Raw genomic sequence first — 13981 nt, forward strand, 5'->3', positions numbered from 1 at the left:
GCGGATGAAGCGGGGATTGATCACGGCGGGACTGATCGCCTTCTTGCTGGTGGACATCGTCCTGGTGTACCTGGCGCTGCGCCCGCCACCCGTGACACCGCCCACTGAAGCTGCTCCGACGGGGTCCGCAACGGGCGGCGCCGCACCCACCACCGCACGCACCACTGCACCGCCCTCCACGTCAGCTCCGCCGACGAAGCCCGCGACCACCACATCCGCAGCGACCGCGGCTGGCCAGCGTCCGAGCCCCGTCGGCATCCTCCTGGTCGGGCTTGATTCCGAGGTGGCTTGGAGGGCGACGACCGGCACCTGCACGGAGGGCGGCGCCGAGCTGTCCGTCACGCGCGATGGCGGGGCGAGCTGGGACGAGGTGGAGGTTCCCGCGAGAACCATCTCCAGGGTCCAGCCCCTGACCGGAGGAACGGGTTTCATCGTCGGGTCCGACCGGGGCTGCGGACAGAGCGAGTTCACCACTGACGACGACGGGGCGACGTGGGTCGGTCCACGGCCCCTGGTGGGCGGTTGGGCGAGGAAGATCGCCGCGCCGAACGAGATCGTCACCCCCGAGGACGCGAACTCCCGGCCCTGTGGTGACCAGGACGTCCTGGACCTGTCACGGACCTCGGCCGAACAGGCTGAGGCTCTGTGCCGGGACGGCTCGGTGAAGGTCACCAACGACAGTGGCGCCACGTGGAGCGAGTCCGGGCAGGCCGAGGGCGCCCTCGCCTTCTCCAACCGGCTCGAGGGCGGCGTCCTGACCACCTATGCCGCCCGAGCTGGCGTCGAGGGCTGTGACGGCGTGCAGATCGCCAAGGTCATCAGGGGAGAGGAGCCGGCAGAGGTGGCCTGCGTCGAGACGACCGAGCCAACCCCCGGCAGCGTCGCCATCTCCACCTCACCGGAGGCCGGCTGGCTCCTCGTCGGCGACGAGGCCTGGGTGAGCGGCGCTGACCTCACCGCCTGGGAGCAGGCCTGACGGTCTGCTTCAGTCGGTCTGCGTCACTCGGAAAGCCTCACTCGTACGACTCGAGCGCGTCGGTGCGGAGCGCCTCGCCAAGGTCGGTCATCCGAACCTCGTCGACGATGTCGATCGACTGGCCGTCTGCACTGGTGCCGAAGCCGGTGAACGGCGCTGTGATGAACCGCACATCGCCGCCCCGGAGGTGACGCATCGCGAGGGCCTCGGACCGCATGGTGCCAACGTCGAGCTTCTGGTCGACCGTGAGGTTGCTCGTGGCCGCGTCGAGGAAGTCCTTGAGCCTGATCGGGTTGGTGAGCGTCTCCCTGCTGAGCGCCTCGAGCATCAGGGCCTTGATGAACGCCTGCTGCCGCTTGCCTCGCGAGATGTCACCTTCACTGAGCTGCTTGCGTTGGCGGACGAAGACGAGGGCGGTCTCCCCGTCCATGTGCATCGTGCCCTCGGAGAACACCTTTCCGTCGCCTTCGGAGGCCTCCTCGACCTGGACGTCCACGCCGCCAACAGCATCGGTCATGTTCTTGAAGCCCTCGAAGCCGACCATGGCGACGTGGTCGATCTCGACGCCGAGCATGTTCTGCATCGTCTGGACCAGGAGCGGCGCACCGCCGAAGGCGTACGCGGCATTGAGCTTGGCCTCGCCTCGTCCGGGAATCGGGACCCAGAGGTCTCGCGGGAAGTGGATGAGCGTGACGTCCCTCCGGTCCTCCGGCACATGGACCAGGACCATGACGTCCGACCTCGAGCCGGTGTCGCCGGGGCGTGCGTCGTTGCCGATGAGCAGGTAGTTGGTGCCATTGCCCGTCGGCTGCGCGACGACGTTGCCCTCCTTGTCGGTCGGTTGCGCCGCGGAGCCCGACTCCGGCAGGAGTGTGGCCTGTTTCACGTTGCTCGAGACGATCTGGTTGAGCCAGACCAGGTAACCGCCGACCGCGAGCACCGGCACGAGCAGGAGGACAAGGGCGGCCACGAGGACCTTGCGGTTGCGTCGTCGCTCCTTGCGATCGCGCCGCGAAGCCAGTTGGGGCGCCTCGTCGTCCGAGTCCTGCGGGTCGAACAGGTCCGGCTCGGGTCGTTCCTGGGTGCGGTCCACCCGGCAAGTGTAGGTGGATGGGCCTGCCTACACTGGCGGTCATGTCAAGAAGGCGGGGGCGCATGAGCGGTGACGTCCCCGTCGCCGTCGGCGCCGCTCTCGCCTTCATCCTCTACGTCTGGCTGCTCACCCAGGCCACCGTGCCGGTGATCACGACACTGGCCTTCGCGAGCGACACGCGTCCCAAGCTGTATGCCGCTCTGCTCGCTCTACTGGTCGGCCTGCCCGGGTGCCTGCTGACCTTTCCTCGCGCGCTGGCGCCCGCCCCGCCCTCGGTGCTGCCGTCCGTGCGCGCGCGACGCCAGCTGTCGGCGCGACGCAAGTCCTTCGTGAAGACGGACATCCTCGGCATCGCACTGCTGCTGTTCGCCCAGGTGCCCCTGCCGGCGCCATGGGGCCCGGGCGGCAAGGCCGCGACGATCGCCAACATCACCAAGTCGGCCGAGATCGTGGAGCTGAGCGTCGGGTTCGCCAACTGGTCGATCGGGATCTTCGGCATCGGGGTCCTCGCGGCGGTCCTGGTCCGCGTCTACAGCCACGCCGCCGCCATCCGCGTCCTCGGCATCGTCCTCGTCGTCGGCGCGCCCGTCATCCTCTGGTTCGTGCTGGTGCGCTCGGTGTCCTGACGGCTCACGCGTGCTGACGCTCTCCAGGTGCGTCGGCGGAGGCTGAAGCACGAGCAGCTTCGAGCTCGTGCGTGATGTCCTCGACGAAGGCACGGATGGCGTCCGGGCCAGTGACCGGTCCACCCGCCAGGAGCCCGTCCACACCGAGGAGAACGGCCGAGGGTGTCCGCGGCATCTCCATCGTCACCGCCGCATATCCCGGCGGGTCATGGATCGTCTGCGGCTCTTCCACTGACGCCCATGGCGAGGAATCGGCTCCGGAGCGCAGGAGGAGCCGGATGTCGACCTCGGGCAGGGCCTCCCGCCAACCTGGTACTGCGGCCACCGTGGCGGAGCAGCTCCCGCAGAGCTCTGAGACGTGGACCAGCAGCTGCGGCCTTCGCTTGGCCAGCGCTCGAACGCTCACGGTCGTTCCGTCCGCCAATGACACGGGCAGGTGGGGCGTTGGACGCCGCAGATATTCCCCGTCATCGTCGGGGGCAGGGACGTGCTCATCGGAGTGGTCCGACTGGCCAGGCCGCGCCATCACGAGGCCGATCGTCACGACGCCGGCGGCAACGGCGGCCAACCACCAGGCCTCGGACCCGAGCTCCACGAGGCGAGCGAGCACCGAGGTGTCGCCCATCGCGACCGGAATGCCGACCACGGCGAGCAGGACGAGCCAGGCATTGCGGAGAACCGTCCAAGGTGTCACCCGGTCCGACCCGATGGCGCCGAAGCATGCGCAGTCCACGGGGTCCGTGGAGGACAGGGCTCTGAGAATGAGCCAGAGATACACGACGAGCAGTGCCAGGACGGCGACAGCGGCGGCCAGCTGCCATCGCCCGGGAAGGGTCACAAGGGCGATGGCAAGGAGTACTTCAAGCCACGGATGGCCCTGTCGGACAAGCGAGCTGGAGAACGGGCCAGGCACTCTCAGGGCGTCGAAGGCGTCGGCTGACGCGCGAGGGGATCGAAGCTTGGCCACCCCGCTGAGGCCGAGGACGAAGGAGAGCAGGAGCGGGGAGACGAGGGCGGCCGCGGTCACCACCGAATCGTACGTTGAGGTTCGCCCGGCATCGTTGTGAGAATGTGAGCAACCTCCCCGACGTTGGCGGATGTCGCTGCTAGGCTGTGCGCTGGTTCCGCGGGTCTGCGGGACTCACGACTGTGGGGAGATTTCCGTTATGACAGACACTGTTGAGCCGGGCGGTGCCGGACGCACGATCTCGCGTCGCACGGTCGCCAAGGGCGCCGCGTGGTCGGTACCAGCCGTTCTCATCGCCAAGTCCACGCCGGCCCTGGCCGCCTCGCCGCCGATCGTCATCGACTTCGGCGACAGCTCGGCCTGCAAGATCCCGGGAGCCTCTTGGGGAGACGAAGGCTACAACAAGGGCTACGTGCTGTGGGGGCAGTTCGTCAACACCTTGGACACCACGGTCTCGTTCCGCGTCACGAACATCGTGGTGGGTGGCGTCGACCAGTGTCTCGTCGGCGTGACCGACCCGGCGCTCACATCTCCCTGCCCGCCGCAGACGATCGACTGCATCACCCTGGCACCCGGTGAGGAGCAGGTCTACGGCGTGTTCTCGAACGCCAGCACCGACAGCAGCACCACCGATGTCGCGGTCAGCATCGAGTACTGGGTGGGCGATTCCACGTGCGGCGCTGAGGGATCGGGGCAGACCGGTGTGACGTCGGGCAATGTCGTGGGCCAGCCGTGGACCACCGAGACGGGCGGTGGCTCCTGCGACTTCCCCTTCCCGAAGCAGAGCATGTGTCTCACCCCGCCCAACGCCACTGCGGCTGGTTGCGGGCTCTAGTTGCGTTGACGGAGGAGGGCCGCGCGGGCGTCGAGCCTGCCGCGGCCCTCGTCCGTGTCCGCTCGGTGCGAGGCTGACGTTGACAGAGGTCGTGCTGCCGATCCGCGTGCGCGTGGCCATGGCGCACGCCGCCGTGCAGGTCATGGCTGATCAGGTGGGGATGGACATCCTGCACATCAAGGGGATCGCCGTCGACCCGACGCTACGGAGCGATCGCCAGCCTGGCACCGATGCCGACCTGCTCGTCCGTCCTCGGCATGTCGAGCCGTTGATCGAGAACATGGCCGCGCGCGGTTGGCGGAAGGTCACCAGCTTCGAGACCGGTTCCCCGTTCGGGCACGCGGCGACCTTTCAGCATGCCTTCTGGGGCCACGCGGATCTTCACCGGTCGTTTCCCGGGATCACCGCGGACCCTGACGCCGCCTTCGACCGGCTGTGGGCGAATCGGGGTACGCGCGAGCTGGCCGGTATCCCGTGCCCCGTCCCCGGCGCGGTGGGTCAGTCAGTCATCTTGGTGCTCAACGCTGCCCGAGGAGGCGGCCTCCACGGTCGAAGGCGCGACGTCGACGCCGTGTGGGGGAGTGCGACCCCCGAGCGTCGTGGTGAGGTCGAGGTCCTGGTCGCCGATCTGGGCGCCGAGGTGGCCTTCGCTGCGGCCACCGGGAACCTGGAGCGGTTCCGCGGTGCCCCCGACTACGACCTGTGGCGCATCGCCCGCGACGGTGGCACGAGACTCGAGGAGTGGCTGGCGCGGATCAAGGCAGCCACCACGTGGCGCGACCGGCTTCACGTGGCCCTGCGAGCCCCGCTGGTCAACACCGATCACCTCGGGGTCCGACTTGGGCATGCGCCGTCCAAGACGGAGACCCTGAGGGAGTTCGTGGCTCGACCTGTCCGCGGCCTTGCCGAGGAGACGCGCGCGCTACGTACTCGGCATGGCCGCAAGCGCAAACGCCACCACCCACACTCGTGAGAGGCTACGAGCGTGAGGGGCTCAGCGGCATACGGCATCGCTCCGAATGTCGGCCACGTGCACGACGCAGGTCGGTCGTATGTTGCGCGGCTGCCTGAGGGCCCGCCGATCGTCCTGACGGACTCGGCCGCGCTCGTCTGGGCGCAGGTCCTCGCGGGCGGTACAGCCAGCGACATCGCTGGCCGTGTTGCGGCCGTGGCGGGTCTACCGGCAGCTGACATCATCGGCGATGTCGAGACGTTCCTCGACGAGCTCGTCACCCACGGTGTGCTCGTGCGTCATGATGGGTGAGCCGACGATGTCGCCGCGCGGTGGATATGGTGCAGCCACCATGCCGGACGAATTCAGTGCCAGCCCTGACCAGCTCGTCGAGCTGCACGCTCTCGGCGCCCGGGTCCGAGTCGATCTCCGCGGGGCTGCACCAGTGCTCGTCAGAGAGTTCCAGCGCGTCTGGCGTCGGTGCCTCGCCCCTTCGTCAGGGTCTCCCGTACCGCGAGAGCTCGATGCCGGCACGGTCTCTCTGGCAGGCGAGCTCGCGCACGTCGTCCCTGACGCCAGTCGTGACGTTGCCGCGGGAGCGCTGACACGGTCCACTCAGCGGATCACCGGGGCGCTCATCGCCGCCCAGGCGGGGCGCCTGTTGATGCTCCATGCCGGCGCACTGTGTCATCCCGACACCGGCGCGTCCGTCGTGTACGTGGCGCCGGGCGGCACGGGGAAGACAACACTGAGCCGGGCCCTCGGTCACGAGCTCGCTTATCTGACTGACGAAACAGTAGGAATCACCGAGGACCGTCGCATCCTGCCCTACCCGAAGCCGTTGACGCTGCGCCGTCCATCGGGAGGTCGGGCCAAGGTCGAGCACGCCCCGGACGACCTCGGTTTGCTCGAGCCTCGAGCCGATCCGTGGGTCGCCGGTGTCATGCTCATCCGGCGAGACCCCTCCATGGTCGGGGTGTCAGTCGAACCGCTGAGCGTCGCCGACGCTCTGCTCCTCCTGGCGGCCGAGGCGTCGTCCCTCGCGCGGTTGGAGCGTCCGTTGCATCGACTTGCCGACCTGGGGCATGCCACCGGTGGCTTCCGGCTCGTCCGCTACGCCGAGGCCGCCGACCTCGCGGAGCTGGTGCGGGACACGGTCGGAGGCCGGCGATGACCGATGACGTCGTGCGTGCGACACCACTGGTTGATCTGCTGGAGGTTGACGACGGAGCCGTCGTCCTCATCGAGGACGGAGACGGCGCGCGAGTCCTCAAGGTATCGGCGGTCGCGCGGACGATCCTGTCCCTCACTCAGGGCGGCGCGACGCTGCGGTCGATCGGCGTCGAGCTGTCCGCGCGTTTCGGCACGCCTGGCGAAGAGACAGTCGAGGCTGCCGTCAGCGCACTCGTGGAAGAGCTCGCACGGCAGGGACTGGTGGAGGTGCAACGAGGCGGCTGAGTGCCTGTGCTGCCGTTACGCGTCGGCGCTCACCTGCATCAGTGGGCGCGACTCGCTCGACGTGTCGCCTTGCGCCTCGAGGCGCGTTCCGCGCGGCTGCTGTGCACGGCCGCGGTCTGACCGTAACCGTACGTGCCGTAGCGGTAGGCCAAGGAATTCGAGGTGGTCGCGAGGTTCAGGGCGAACCCGGCCACCGGGACGTCGACTGTGTTCAGGGAGCGCAGTGCCGCCTCGAGCTCCCGCCGCTTCGTCCGCTCGGCCGCAACGACCATGATGAGGCCGTGGGTCAGCTGGTTCAGCAGGACCGCGTCGATGACCGGGTTGATCGGTGGGCTGTCGACGAGGATGTAGTCGAAGTCCTGGGAGAGCTTTTGGAAGAGCAGGGACATCGCCTCCGAACCGAGCAGCTCGCTCGGATTCGGCGGGATCTGACCGGCAGGCAGGACGTAGAGGTTGGTGTCGCGCCACCGCTGGACGACATCGATGGCCTCTGCACGCCGGAGGAGCACCGTCGTCAGACCGGAGCCACCCTCGATGCCCATGGTCTTGGCCACGGTGGGATTGCGCAGGTCTCCGTCGATGAGCAGCACCTTGGACCCGGCATCGGCCATCGCCAGCGCGAGGTTCACCGACGTGGTCGTCTTTCCCTCGCCCGGGTTCGATGACGTGATGACGAAGGAGTGCCCCTGGGTCGTGACGTCGACGAACAGGATGTTGGTGCGGAGCCGACGGATCGCCTCTGCGTGGTGTGAGTGCGGCTCGTCAGCAACCGACAGCACCGCCTTCCCCGAGTTCTTGACGAGCGGGATGGTGCCGAGAATCGGGCGATCGGACAGCTCTCGGATGTCATCCTCGCCTCGGACCTTCGTGTCCGACATGTGCCGGATGAGGGCAACGCCGACGCCGACGATGATGCCGGCCAGAAGTGCCAGTGCGAGGTTGGTCTTGACGTTGGGTGAGATCGGCGCGCTGGGCACCACCGCCGGAGTGACCGCGGTCGCTTTGACCACCTGGTTGTTGTTCGCCAGCAGTGGTGAGAACCTTTGCGCCGAATCGGCCAGGACCGGCCCAGCCGTGTTGGCCACGGCGGCCGCGAGCTCCGGGTCGGAGCTCTGTGCCTTGACGTCGAGCATGTTGGTCAGCTCTGCGACGGTGGCGCTGACGTTGAGCTCGCTGCCGGGCGCCAACCCCAGCCGTTCGCGCAGGGGGTCCTGGACGGCAGGTGAGCCCAGGATGGCGACGTAGGTGTTGAGGTCCTTCTGCGTGATCGCGTAGCTCCCCGTGGGCCGGTTGTCCACCGCCTTCTCCGTCTCGAGGTAGATCCTGGCGGTCGCCTCGTAGACCGGTGTCGTCACGATTGTCGTGGCGGCAGTGGCGCCGACGACGACGAGTGCGCAGAAGGCGATGAGCCGCCACCTCGTGCGGATGACACCGAGGAGATCACGGATGGTCAAGGGCCCCCCTCGGGCATGCGAACGGCAGGACTGCGACTCGTAGGTGTGCTTACTGACGGCCAATCCTCCCATATCATCTGCGTGGCGAAGTCGCGTTGAGCAGTATCGGGCTGGCTCACGGCGTCGTGCCACTTGGGTGGGGAGTTGTCGATTGCGGGTCCTGCGGTTGTCGCACAGCGCCGTCGTCGACGCATGGCGCGAGCGAGAAGAGGCACTGCGCACCCGCGGCCATGAGGTGCGGCTCCTGTCGGCGCTGGCCTGGAACGAGGGCGGTACGACGATCGCGCTGGAGCCCCGCCCCGGTGAGCCGGTTCAAGGGCTGCACACTCTGGGGCGCCACCCGGCGCTGTTCGTCTACGACCCGAGGCCGATCTGGCGTGCCATGGGTGATCGGTGGGACGTCATCGACATCCACGAGGAGCCCTTCGCCCTGAGCACGGCCGAGACGCTCCTCCTGCGTGCGCTTCGGCGGCAGAAGGCTCCCTACGTGCTGTACTCCGCTCAGAATCTCGACAAGAGGTATCCGGTCCCGTTTCGCTGGCTGGAGCGCTGGGCACTGCGTCATGCTGCTGGGGTGAGTGTCTGCAACGTCGCCGCGGGGCACATCGTCGAGCGGAAGGGTCTTGCGTGCGCTGCGACTGTCATCCCACTCGGAACCGACGCGAGCTTCTCCTCTCCCGAGGCGACGCACGAGCGCGCGCCAGAGCCGCATCGCATTCACGTCGGCTACGTCGGTCGTCTGGAGGCTCACAAGGGCGTTGACGTGTTGCTCGACGCCGTCGCCGGCGACCCGCGTCTGTTCCTCCGTATGGCCGGTGGCGGATCCCTGATGCAGCCCTTGCGGGCACGCGTTCAGGCCGACGGGTTCGACGACCGAGTCGACTTCGCCGGGCCGCTCGAGCAGAGTGACCTGCCTCAGTTCTACCGGTCGCTCGACGTCCTCGCCGTGCCCTCGTTGACCACGCCGTCGTGGGTCGAGCAGTTCGGCCGAGTCGCCGTCGAGGCGATGGCGTGCGGAACGCCAGTCGTGGCGAGTGACAGCGGGGCCTTGCCCGAGGTCGTCGGTGGCGCGGGAATCATGGTCGCTCCGGGTGACGCGAGCGCCCTGAGGAGGGCCTTGCTTCGCGTCGGGACCGAGCCCGAGACGGCTGCAGCCATGCGAGAGGCGGGGTTGGCCAAGGCAACGAAGACGAGCTGGACTGCCGTCGCGGGACTGCAGGAGGCGCTGTACATCAGAGCGCTCGGACCCCGGACGGCCGACACCGCGCTGCCCGGCGCGGACCAGCCTTCGCCGCCCGTCGAGGTCGTCGTTGTCGCCTACGGCGCCCCAGAGCTGCTCCGCCGCGCGCTCGAGCCGTTGCGCGGGGAGGCGGTCACAGTCGTCGACAACTCCTCGTCCGACGCGGTGCGTGAGGTGTGCGCGAGCCTCGGAGTCCGGTACGTGGACCCTGGCCACAACGGCGGCTTCGCGGCCGGCGTCAACATTGGCCTTCTTGAGCGGCGGTCTGCGAGCTCCGACGTGCTCCTGCTGAATCCGGACGCGATGATCGAGCCCAGCGGCATACGGCAGCTTCAGCAGGCCCTGCGCGCGAGTCCTGACCTCGCGAGCGTCAGCCCCCGCATTCGAGACGCTGCGAGTGGCGAGGAACGCGTGATGTGGCCGTTCCCGTCTCCTGGTGGCGCGTGGCTCGATGCGCTCGGGCTGGGGCGCTGGCGACCCGTCAGCTTCGCCATCGGTGCGGTTCTGCTGCTCCGCGCCGAGGCAGTCGCCGAGCTGGGCGGCTTCGACGAGTCGTTCTTCCTGTACGCGGAGGAGACTGACTGGGCCTACCGGGCGGCGCGCCGCGGTTGGCGCCATGGGATGGTCCCCGAGGTGACCGCAACCCATGTCGGAGCTGGGACGAGCAGTGACCCAGGACGGCGAGAGGCCCACTTCCACGCGAGCCAGGAACGGTACTACCGCAAGCACTTCGGCTCGCCGGGCTGGCAGGTGGCGCGGGCAGCGCAGATAGCCGGGGCAACGGTGCGTGGGCTCCGAGGCGGTGCGGCTGGGCGGGCAGCGTTGTCACGCGTAGCCACCTACGTGCGCGGTCCGCTCCGTGTCGAGGCAAGCTACAGAGGGACGGTGGTTCGGTGATGCCGGGCCGAACCCTACCCCTCATCACGCGCGCCGCGCTCATAGCCGGTTTGCTCGGCCTGCTGTTCCTCATGGGCCGGGAGCTCGCCAGTGACCCGATGCTGCCGCTGCTCGTCGCCGGAGTGATTCTGTTCATCGGGCTCGTGGCCGCCGATCCCACGCTCGTGCCGATCGTCTGCCTGCCGTTCCTCATCCTCACTGCGCGGGTCGGCGCAGGCGGAGTGGACCTGACCGTCGCCGACGCGCTGCTCGCGGTGGCACTGGTGCCTTCCCTGCTCGTCCTCCTCGGCGGCGCGTCACCAGCCATGCGGCAGGTGATGTGGCTGGGACTGCTCTACCAGGTCGCGACCCTGTTCACCGTGATCCGCCATCCGTATACCGCCAACGTGGTGGAGTGGTTCCACGCGGGTCTCCTCGTCCTCGGGGCTGTCGTCGTCGGATGGGCCCTGGGGCGGCGGGGGCACGCGGTGCTCGCTCTCAACATTCTCGTCGCGACATCCTTGCTGCTCGCCCTCATCACCTTTGTTCACGCAGCATCCCAATATGCGGGGGGCGACTTCGGTCCGGTCGAGATGAGCTGGCCGTACCAGGTCCAGAAGAACGCGATCGGGACCATCTTCGCTCTCATGGCGGTCGTGCTCTACGTGCGCCCTCCCTGGACCGGGTGGCGACGCGGCTGGGCGCTGCTGGGGTTCTGGACCCTTGTGGCCGCCCTGCTGACCACGCAGTCACGACAGGCCATCATCGCGCTGGCCGTCGCAGTGTCGGTTCTCGTCATGCGCCGCACGACGACGCACCGCCGGTCCAAGGGCATTCTGCTCGCCATCATTCCGGCGCTCGCGGGTGTGAGCGTGATGGTGCAGGACCAGGTCAAGTCAGGCAACGAGTTCAACTCCTTCTTCCAGCGGGTCACCTGGTTCGAGGACTCGATGGCCATCTGGCAGACCGACCCGTGGTTCGGTGTCGGGCTGCGCTGGTGGTACACCGACCGCTTCCCTGAGGCGTTCCAGCCACCCAACGCGCTCATGGACACCGCGACGGCGGCCGGAGTCGTGGGACTTGCCGCGTTCGTCGTCCTGCTGGTCGGCACCTGGCTCGTCGCACGGCGGATCGACCCCGCCTACGGGCTTCTCGCTGAGCTGGTTCTGCTTGCGCGGATTGTGCAGAGCGAGTTCGACCTCTTCTGGGTCTCCGTCCAGGTGTCGCTCCCCTTCCTCATCCTTGGTCTCTGCCTCGGGGCGGCTGCGCATGCAGAGGCCGCCGCAGCTGTCCGGCAGGAAGTGCTCGACAAAATCGAGCGCGCCGTGCACCCGAGCGGGCTCGGCACCCCGGCCATCGGCAAGGCCTCGTGAGCGCTGTCACGTGAGGATCGTCCATGCGGTGTGCACCGATGCCTTTGCCGGTGTGGAACGACACGTCGCGCTGCTGGCGGCCGCACAGGCCGATCAGGGCCACGAGGTCGTGGTCCTCGGAGGCCACGCCGCCACGATGAACGCCGTCATGGACCGCTCCGACATTCGCCACATGCCCGCTCGGACCGTCGGAAGCATGCGATCAATCCTCAACCGCCTCGGCGATGCCGACATCTTCAATGTCCACATGACTGCCGCCGAGATCGCGGCTGCCACGGCCTGGAAGAGCCGACACGTACCCGTCGTCGCCACGCGTCATTTCGCAGCCCGTCGCGGACAGTCATCGTGGGCTGCTGGTGTCGTATCGAGGTGGGCCGCGCGACACATCGCCGCCCAGATCGCGGTGAGCCGCTATGTCGCCGAGCATGTCGAGCCACCGGCGACGGTCGTCGTCTCGGGGGTCGCGTCCAACGAGGAGAACAATCCGGCCGGGAGCCGTTCCCGGACCGTGCTCGTGGCGCAGCGGCTGCAGCCGGAGAAGCGGACCGCAGATGCCATCGAGTGCTTTGCGGCCTCAGGCTTGGCCGGGAGGGGCTGGCACCTGCACATCGCGGGGTCCGGCGCGGATCTCGGGCGCCTGCGGGGCCGGGTGGCACAGTGCGGACTCGATTCCAGCGTGCGCTTCCTGGGGCACCGCCGGGACGTCGGCGCTCTGATGGCAGATGCAGCCATACTCCTTGCCCCCCGCCCCGACGAGGCGCTGGGGCTGACGGTGCTCGAGGCCATGAGTCACGAGTTGCCTGTCATCGCCGCCCACGGCGGGGGACACCTGGAAACGATCGGGGCTGTCGCGCCGGAGCTCTGTTACCCAGTTGGCGATCTTTCGGCCGGCGCCGAGATCCTGCGGGTGCTCGCGCCGGACGAGGCCAGGCGCGGGGAGCTCGGTGCGCGGTTGCGGGCGGCGCAGCAGGGCCAGTTCTCCCTGGAGGCACAGGCGGACGCGACCGAGGCCGTGTATCGGAGTGTGCTGTGACGGACGTCGTTGTCATGTCCCTCGAGCGATGGGATGACGTGTGGCGGCGCAACCAGCACCTCATCGCCGGGCTGCTTCGCCGAGATCCACGGCTGCGAGTCCTCTTCGTCGAGCCCGCCGTCGATCCGCTCCATGACCTGGTCCAGCGGCAACGACCACGATGGCCGAGGGGGCTGCGTCCGGGACCAGCCCTGCCCTCGGGTCCGACGAAGCGGCTCTGGCTGCTGGAGAGCGCCAAGTGGCTTCCGCGGCGCCTGGCTCCCGGCGTGGACGCGCGGCTGGCCGGCGAAGTGGTGGCCGCCACGGGTCGACTGGGTTTCGAGGCCCCCACGCTGTGGGTGAACGACCCTGATGGTGCCGCCGTTCTCGAGGTCACCGGCTGGCCAGCGCTGTACGACATCACGGACGACTGGCTGTTGGCTGACAGGCCGCCTGTCGAGACGGAACGTCGCGCCCGGGCTGAGGAGCTGTTGATGGAACGGGCGCGAGAGGTGGTCGTCTGCTCGCCGACCCTGGCACGCACAAAGAGCAAACGACGAGACGTGGTCCTCGTCCCCAATGCCGTAGATGTCGCGGCCTACCAGCGACGTCAACCGCGGCCGAGCGACCTGCCCGCCGAGCCGTATGCCCTCTACGTTGGCACGGTCCATCGGGACCGGATGGACGTGTCCCTTTGCCTCGACACTGCTCGCGCGCTCCGGGGTCGCGGCCGACTCGTCGTGGTTGGACCGCTGGCACTGTCGTCCGGGGACCGTGCCGGGCTCGAGCGGTCAGGCGTCGTTCTCCTCGGCCCACGGCCGGCAGACCAGGTGCCTGCCTACTTGCAGCACGCGGAGGTTCTCGTCGTGCCCCACGTGGTGACGCCCTTCACCGACAGTCTGGATCCGATCAAGCGCTATGAGTACCTGGCCGTGGGCCGGCCCGTGGTCAGCACCCCAGTCGCAGGCTTCCGTGACGCGGCGGACCACATGATCACGGTTGTCGGGGCGTCAGCTTTCGCCTCGGCGGTCGCCGAACGCGTGCCGGACCGATCCCCCCGCCCCGTATTGCCGGTCTCCGGAGTGCCATCCTGGCGGGATCGAGTCGCGCAGTTCGCCG

General features: G+C 68.6%; 15 protein-coding genes. 11 read left to right on the plus strand and 4 right to left on the minus strand.

Going from position 1 to position 13981, the window contains the following annotated elements; all coding sequences use genetic code 11:
* Nucleotides 1-258, minus strand: a 258-nt coding sequence (locus tag VJN29_RS13735; protein WP_324144194.1) for a hypothetical protein, incomplete at its 3' end; no start/stop codon positions are given.
* Nucleotides 259-283: 25 nt separating this feature from the next.
* Between VJN29_RS13735 and VJN29_RS13740 the strand changes: the two genes are divergently transcribed.
* A complete protein-coding gene (locus tag VJN29_RS13740) occupies nt 284-976 on the plus strand; it encodes a hypothetical protein (RefSeq protein ID WP_324144195.1) in 693 nt (230 codons plus the stop codon).
* A 37-nt stretch (nt 977-1013) separates the two neighbouring features.
* On the opposite strand, the gene VJN29_RS13745 is transcribed toward VJN29_RS13740, so the two are convergent.
* Nucleotides 1014-2069 carry an LCP family protein gene (locus VJN29_RS13745; RefSeq protein ID WP_324144196.1) on the minus strand — a complete coding sequence of 352 codons (1056 nt, stop codon included), beginning with the start codon at nt 2067-2069 and terminating at the stop codon, nt 1014-1016.
* Between the two features lie 62 nt (nt 2070-2131).
* On the opposite strand from VJN29_RS13745, the gene VJN29_RS13750 reads away from it, so the two are divergent.
* Complete coding sequence (locus tag VJN29_RS13750; protein ID WP_324144197.1) at nt 2132-2695, plus strand: hypothetical protein; 564 nt, start codon at nt 2132-2134, stop codon at nt 2693-2695.
* Between the two features lie 4 nt (nt 2696-2699).
* Here VJN29_RS13750 and VJN29_RS13755 read toward each other — a convergent pair whose 3' ends face one another.
* Nucleotides 2700-3722 carry a MauE/DoxX family redox-associated membrane protein gene (locus VJN29_RS13755; protein ID WP_324144198.1) on the minus strand — a complete coding sequence of 341 codons (1023 nt, stop codon included), beginning with the start codon at nt 3720-3722 and terminating at the stop codon, nt 2700-2702.
* A 139-nt stretch (nt 3723-3861) separates the two neighbouring features.
* On the opposite strand from VJN29_RS13755, the gene VJN29_RS13760 reads away from it, so the two are divergent.
* The 5 genes from VJN29_RS13760 to VJN29_RS13780 all read left to right on the plus strand — a co-directional run bounded on the left by VJN29_RS13760 (nt 3862) and on the right by VJN29_RS13780 (nt 6907).
* Nucleotides 3862-4497, plus strand: coding sequence for a hypothetical protein (locus VJN29_RS13760; RefSeq protein WP_324144199.1), 636 nt, complete (start codon nt 3862-3864; stop codon nt 4495-4497).
* Nucleotides 4498-4576: 79 nt separating this feature from the next.
* Nucleotides 4577-5470: a 2-nitropropane dioxygenase gene (locus VJN29_RS13765; RefSeq protein ID WP_324144200.1), complete on the plus strand. Its 894-nt coding sequence runs from the start codon at nt 4577-4579 to the stop codon at nt 5468-5470.
* A gap of 12 nt (nt 5471-5482) precedes the next feature.
* Nucleotides 5483-5761 carry a PqqD family protein gene (locus VJN29_RS13770; RefSeq protein ID WP_324144201.1) on the plus strand — a complete coding sequence of 93 codons (279 nt, stop codon included), beginning with the start codon at nt 5483-5485 and terminating at the stop codon, nt 5759-5761.
* Nucleotides 5762-5801: 40 nt separating this feature from the next.
* A complete protein-coding gene (locus VJN29_RS13775) occupies nt 5802-6623 on the plus strand; it encodes a hypothetical protein (protein WP_324144202.1) in 822 nt (273 codons plus the stop codon).
* The gene (locus VJN29_RS13780; RefSeq protein ID WP_324144203.1) at nt 6620-6907 is read left to right on the plus strand and encodes a PqqD family protein; all 288 of its coding nucleotides are present in this window, start codon (nt 6620-6622) and stop codon (nt 6905-6907) included. Before VJN29_RS13775 ends, VJN29_RS13780 begins: the two co-directional genes overlap by 4 nt.
* A gap of 38 nt (nt 6908-6945) precedes the next feature.
* Here the strand turns inward: VJN29_RS13780 and VJN29_RS13785 are convergent, their stop codons facing one another.
* Nucleotides 6946-8361, minus strand: a complete 1416-nt coding sequence (locus tag VJN29_RS13785) for a polysaccharide biosynthesis tyrosine autokinase (RefSeq protein ID WP_324144204.1) — start codon at nt 8359-8361, stop codon at nt 6946-6948.
* Between the two features lie 166 nt (nt 8362-8527).
* On the opposite strand from VJN29_RS13785, the gene VJN29_RS13790 reads away from it, so the two are divergent.
* From VJN29_RS13790 to VJN29_RS13805, 4 genes are all read left to right on the plus strand, one after another.
* Nucleotides 8528-10498 (plus strand): glycosyltransferase, encoded by a 1971-nt coding sequence (locus VJN29_RS13790; RefSeq protein WP_324144205.1) that lies wholly within the window; start codon nt 8528-8530, stop codon nt 10496-10498.
* Nucleotides 10498-11850, plus strand: a complete 1353-nt coding sequence (locus VJN29_RS13795; protein ID WP_324144206.1) for an O-antigen ligase family protein — start codon at nt 10498-10500, stop codon at nt 11848-11850. The genes VJN29_RS13790 and VJN29_RS13795 overlap by 1 nt, the downstream gene beginning before the upstream one ends.
* 10 nt (nt 11851-11860) lie before the next feature.
* Nucleotides 11861-12883 carry a glycosyltransferase family 4 protein gene (locus tag VJN29_RS13800; protein WP_324144207.1) on the plus strand — a complete coding sequence of 341 codons (1023 nt, stop codon included), beginning with the start codon at nt 11861-11863 and terminating at the stop codon, nt 12881-12883.
* The coding region (locus tag VJN29_RS13805; RefSeq protein WP_324144208.1) for a glycosyltransferase at nt 12880-13981 on the plus strand (1102 nt) is incomplete at its 3' end. The genes VJN29_RS13800 and VJN29_RS13805, both read left to right, overlap by 4 nt.

This window comes from Intrasporangium sp. (assembly GCF_035280925.1).
Taxonomy (GTDB): domain Bacteria; phylum Actinomycetota; class Actinomycetes; order Actinomycetales; family Dermatophilaceae; genus Intrasporangium.

Coding starts and splice junctions, on each gene's coding strand:
- VJN29_RS13795 (WP_324144206.1), top strand. CDS start 10,498: ATGCCGGGCCGAACCCTACCCCTCATCACGCGCGCCGCGCTCATAGCC.
- VJN29_RS13750 (WP_324144197.1), top strand. CDS start 2,132: ATGAGCGGTGACGTCCCCGTCGCCGTCGGCGCCGCTCTCGCCTTCATC.
- VJN29_RS13760 (WP_324144199.1), top strand. CDS start 3,862: ATGACAGACACTGTTGAGCCGGGCGGTGCCGGACGCACGATCTCGCGT.
- VJN29_RS13775 (WP_324144202.1), top strand. CDS start 5,802: ATGCCGGACGAATTCAGTGCCAGCCCTGACCAGCTCGTCGAGCTGCAC.
- VJN29_RS13780 (WP_324144203.1), top strand. CDS start 6,620: ATGACCGATGACGTCGTGCGTGCGACACCACTGGTTGATCTGCTGGAG.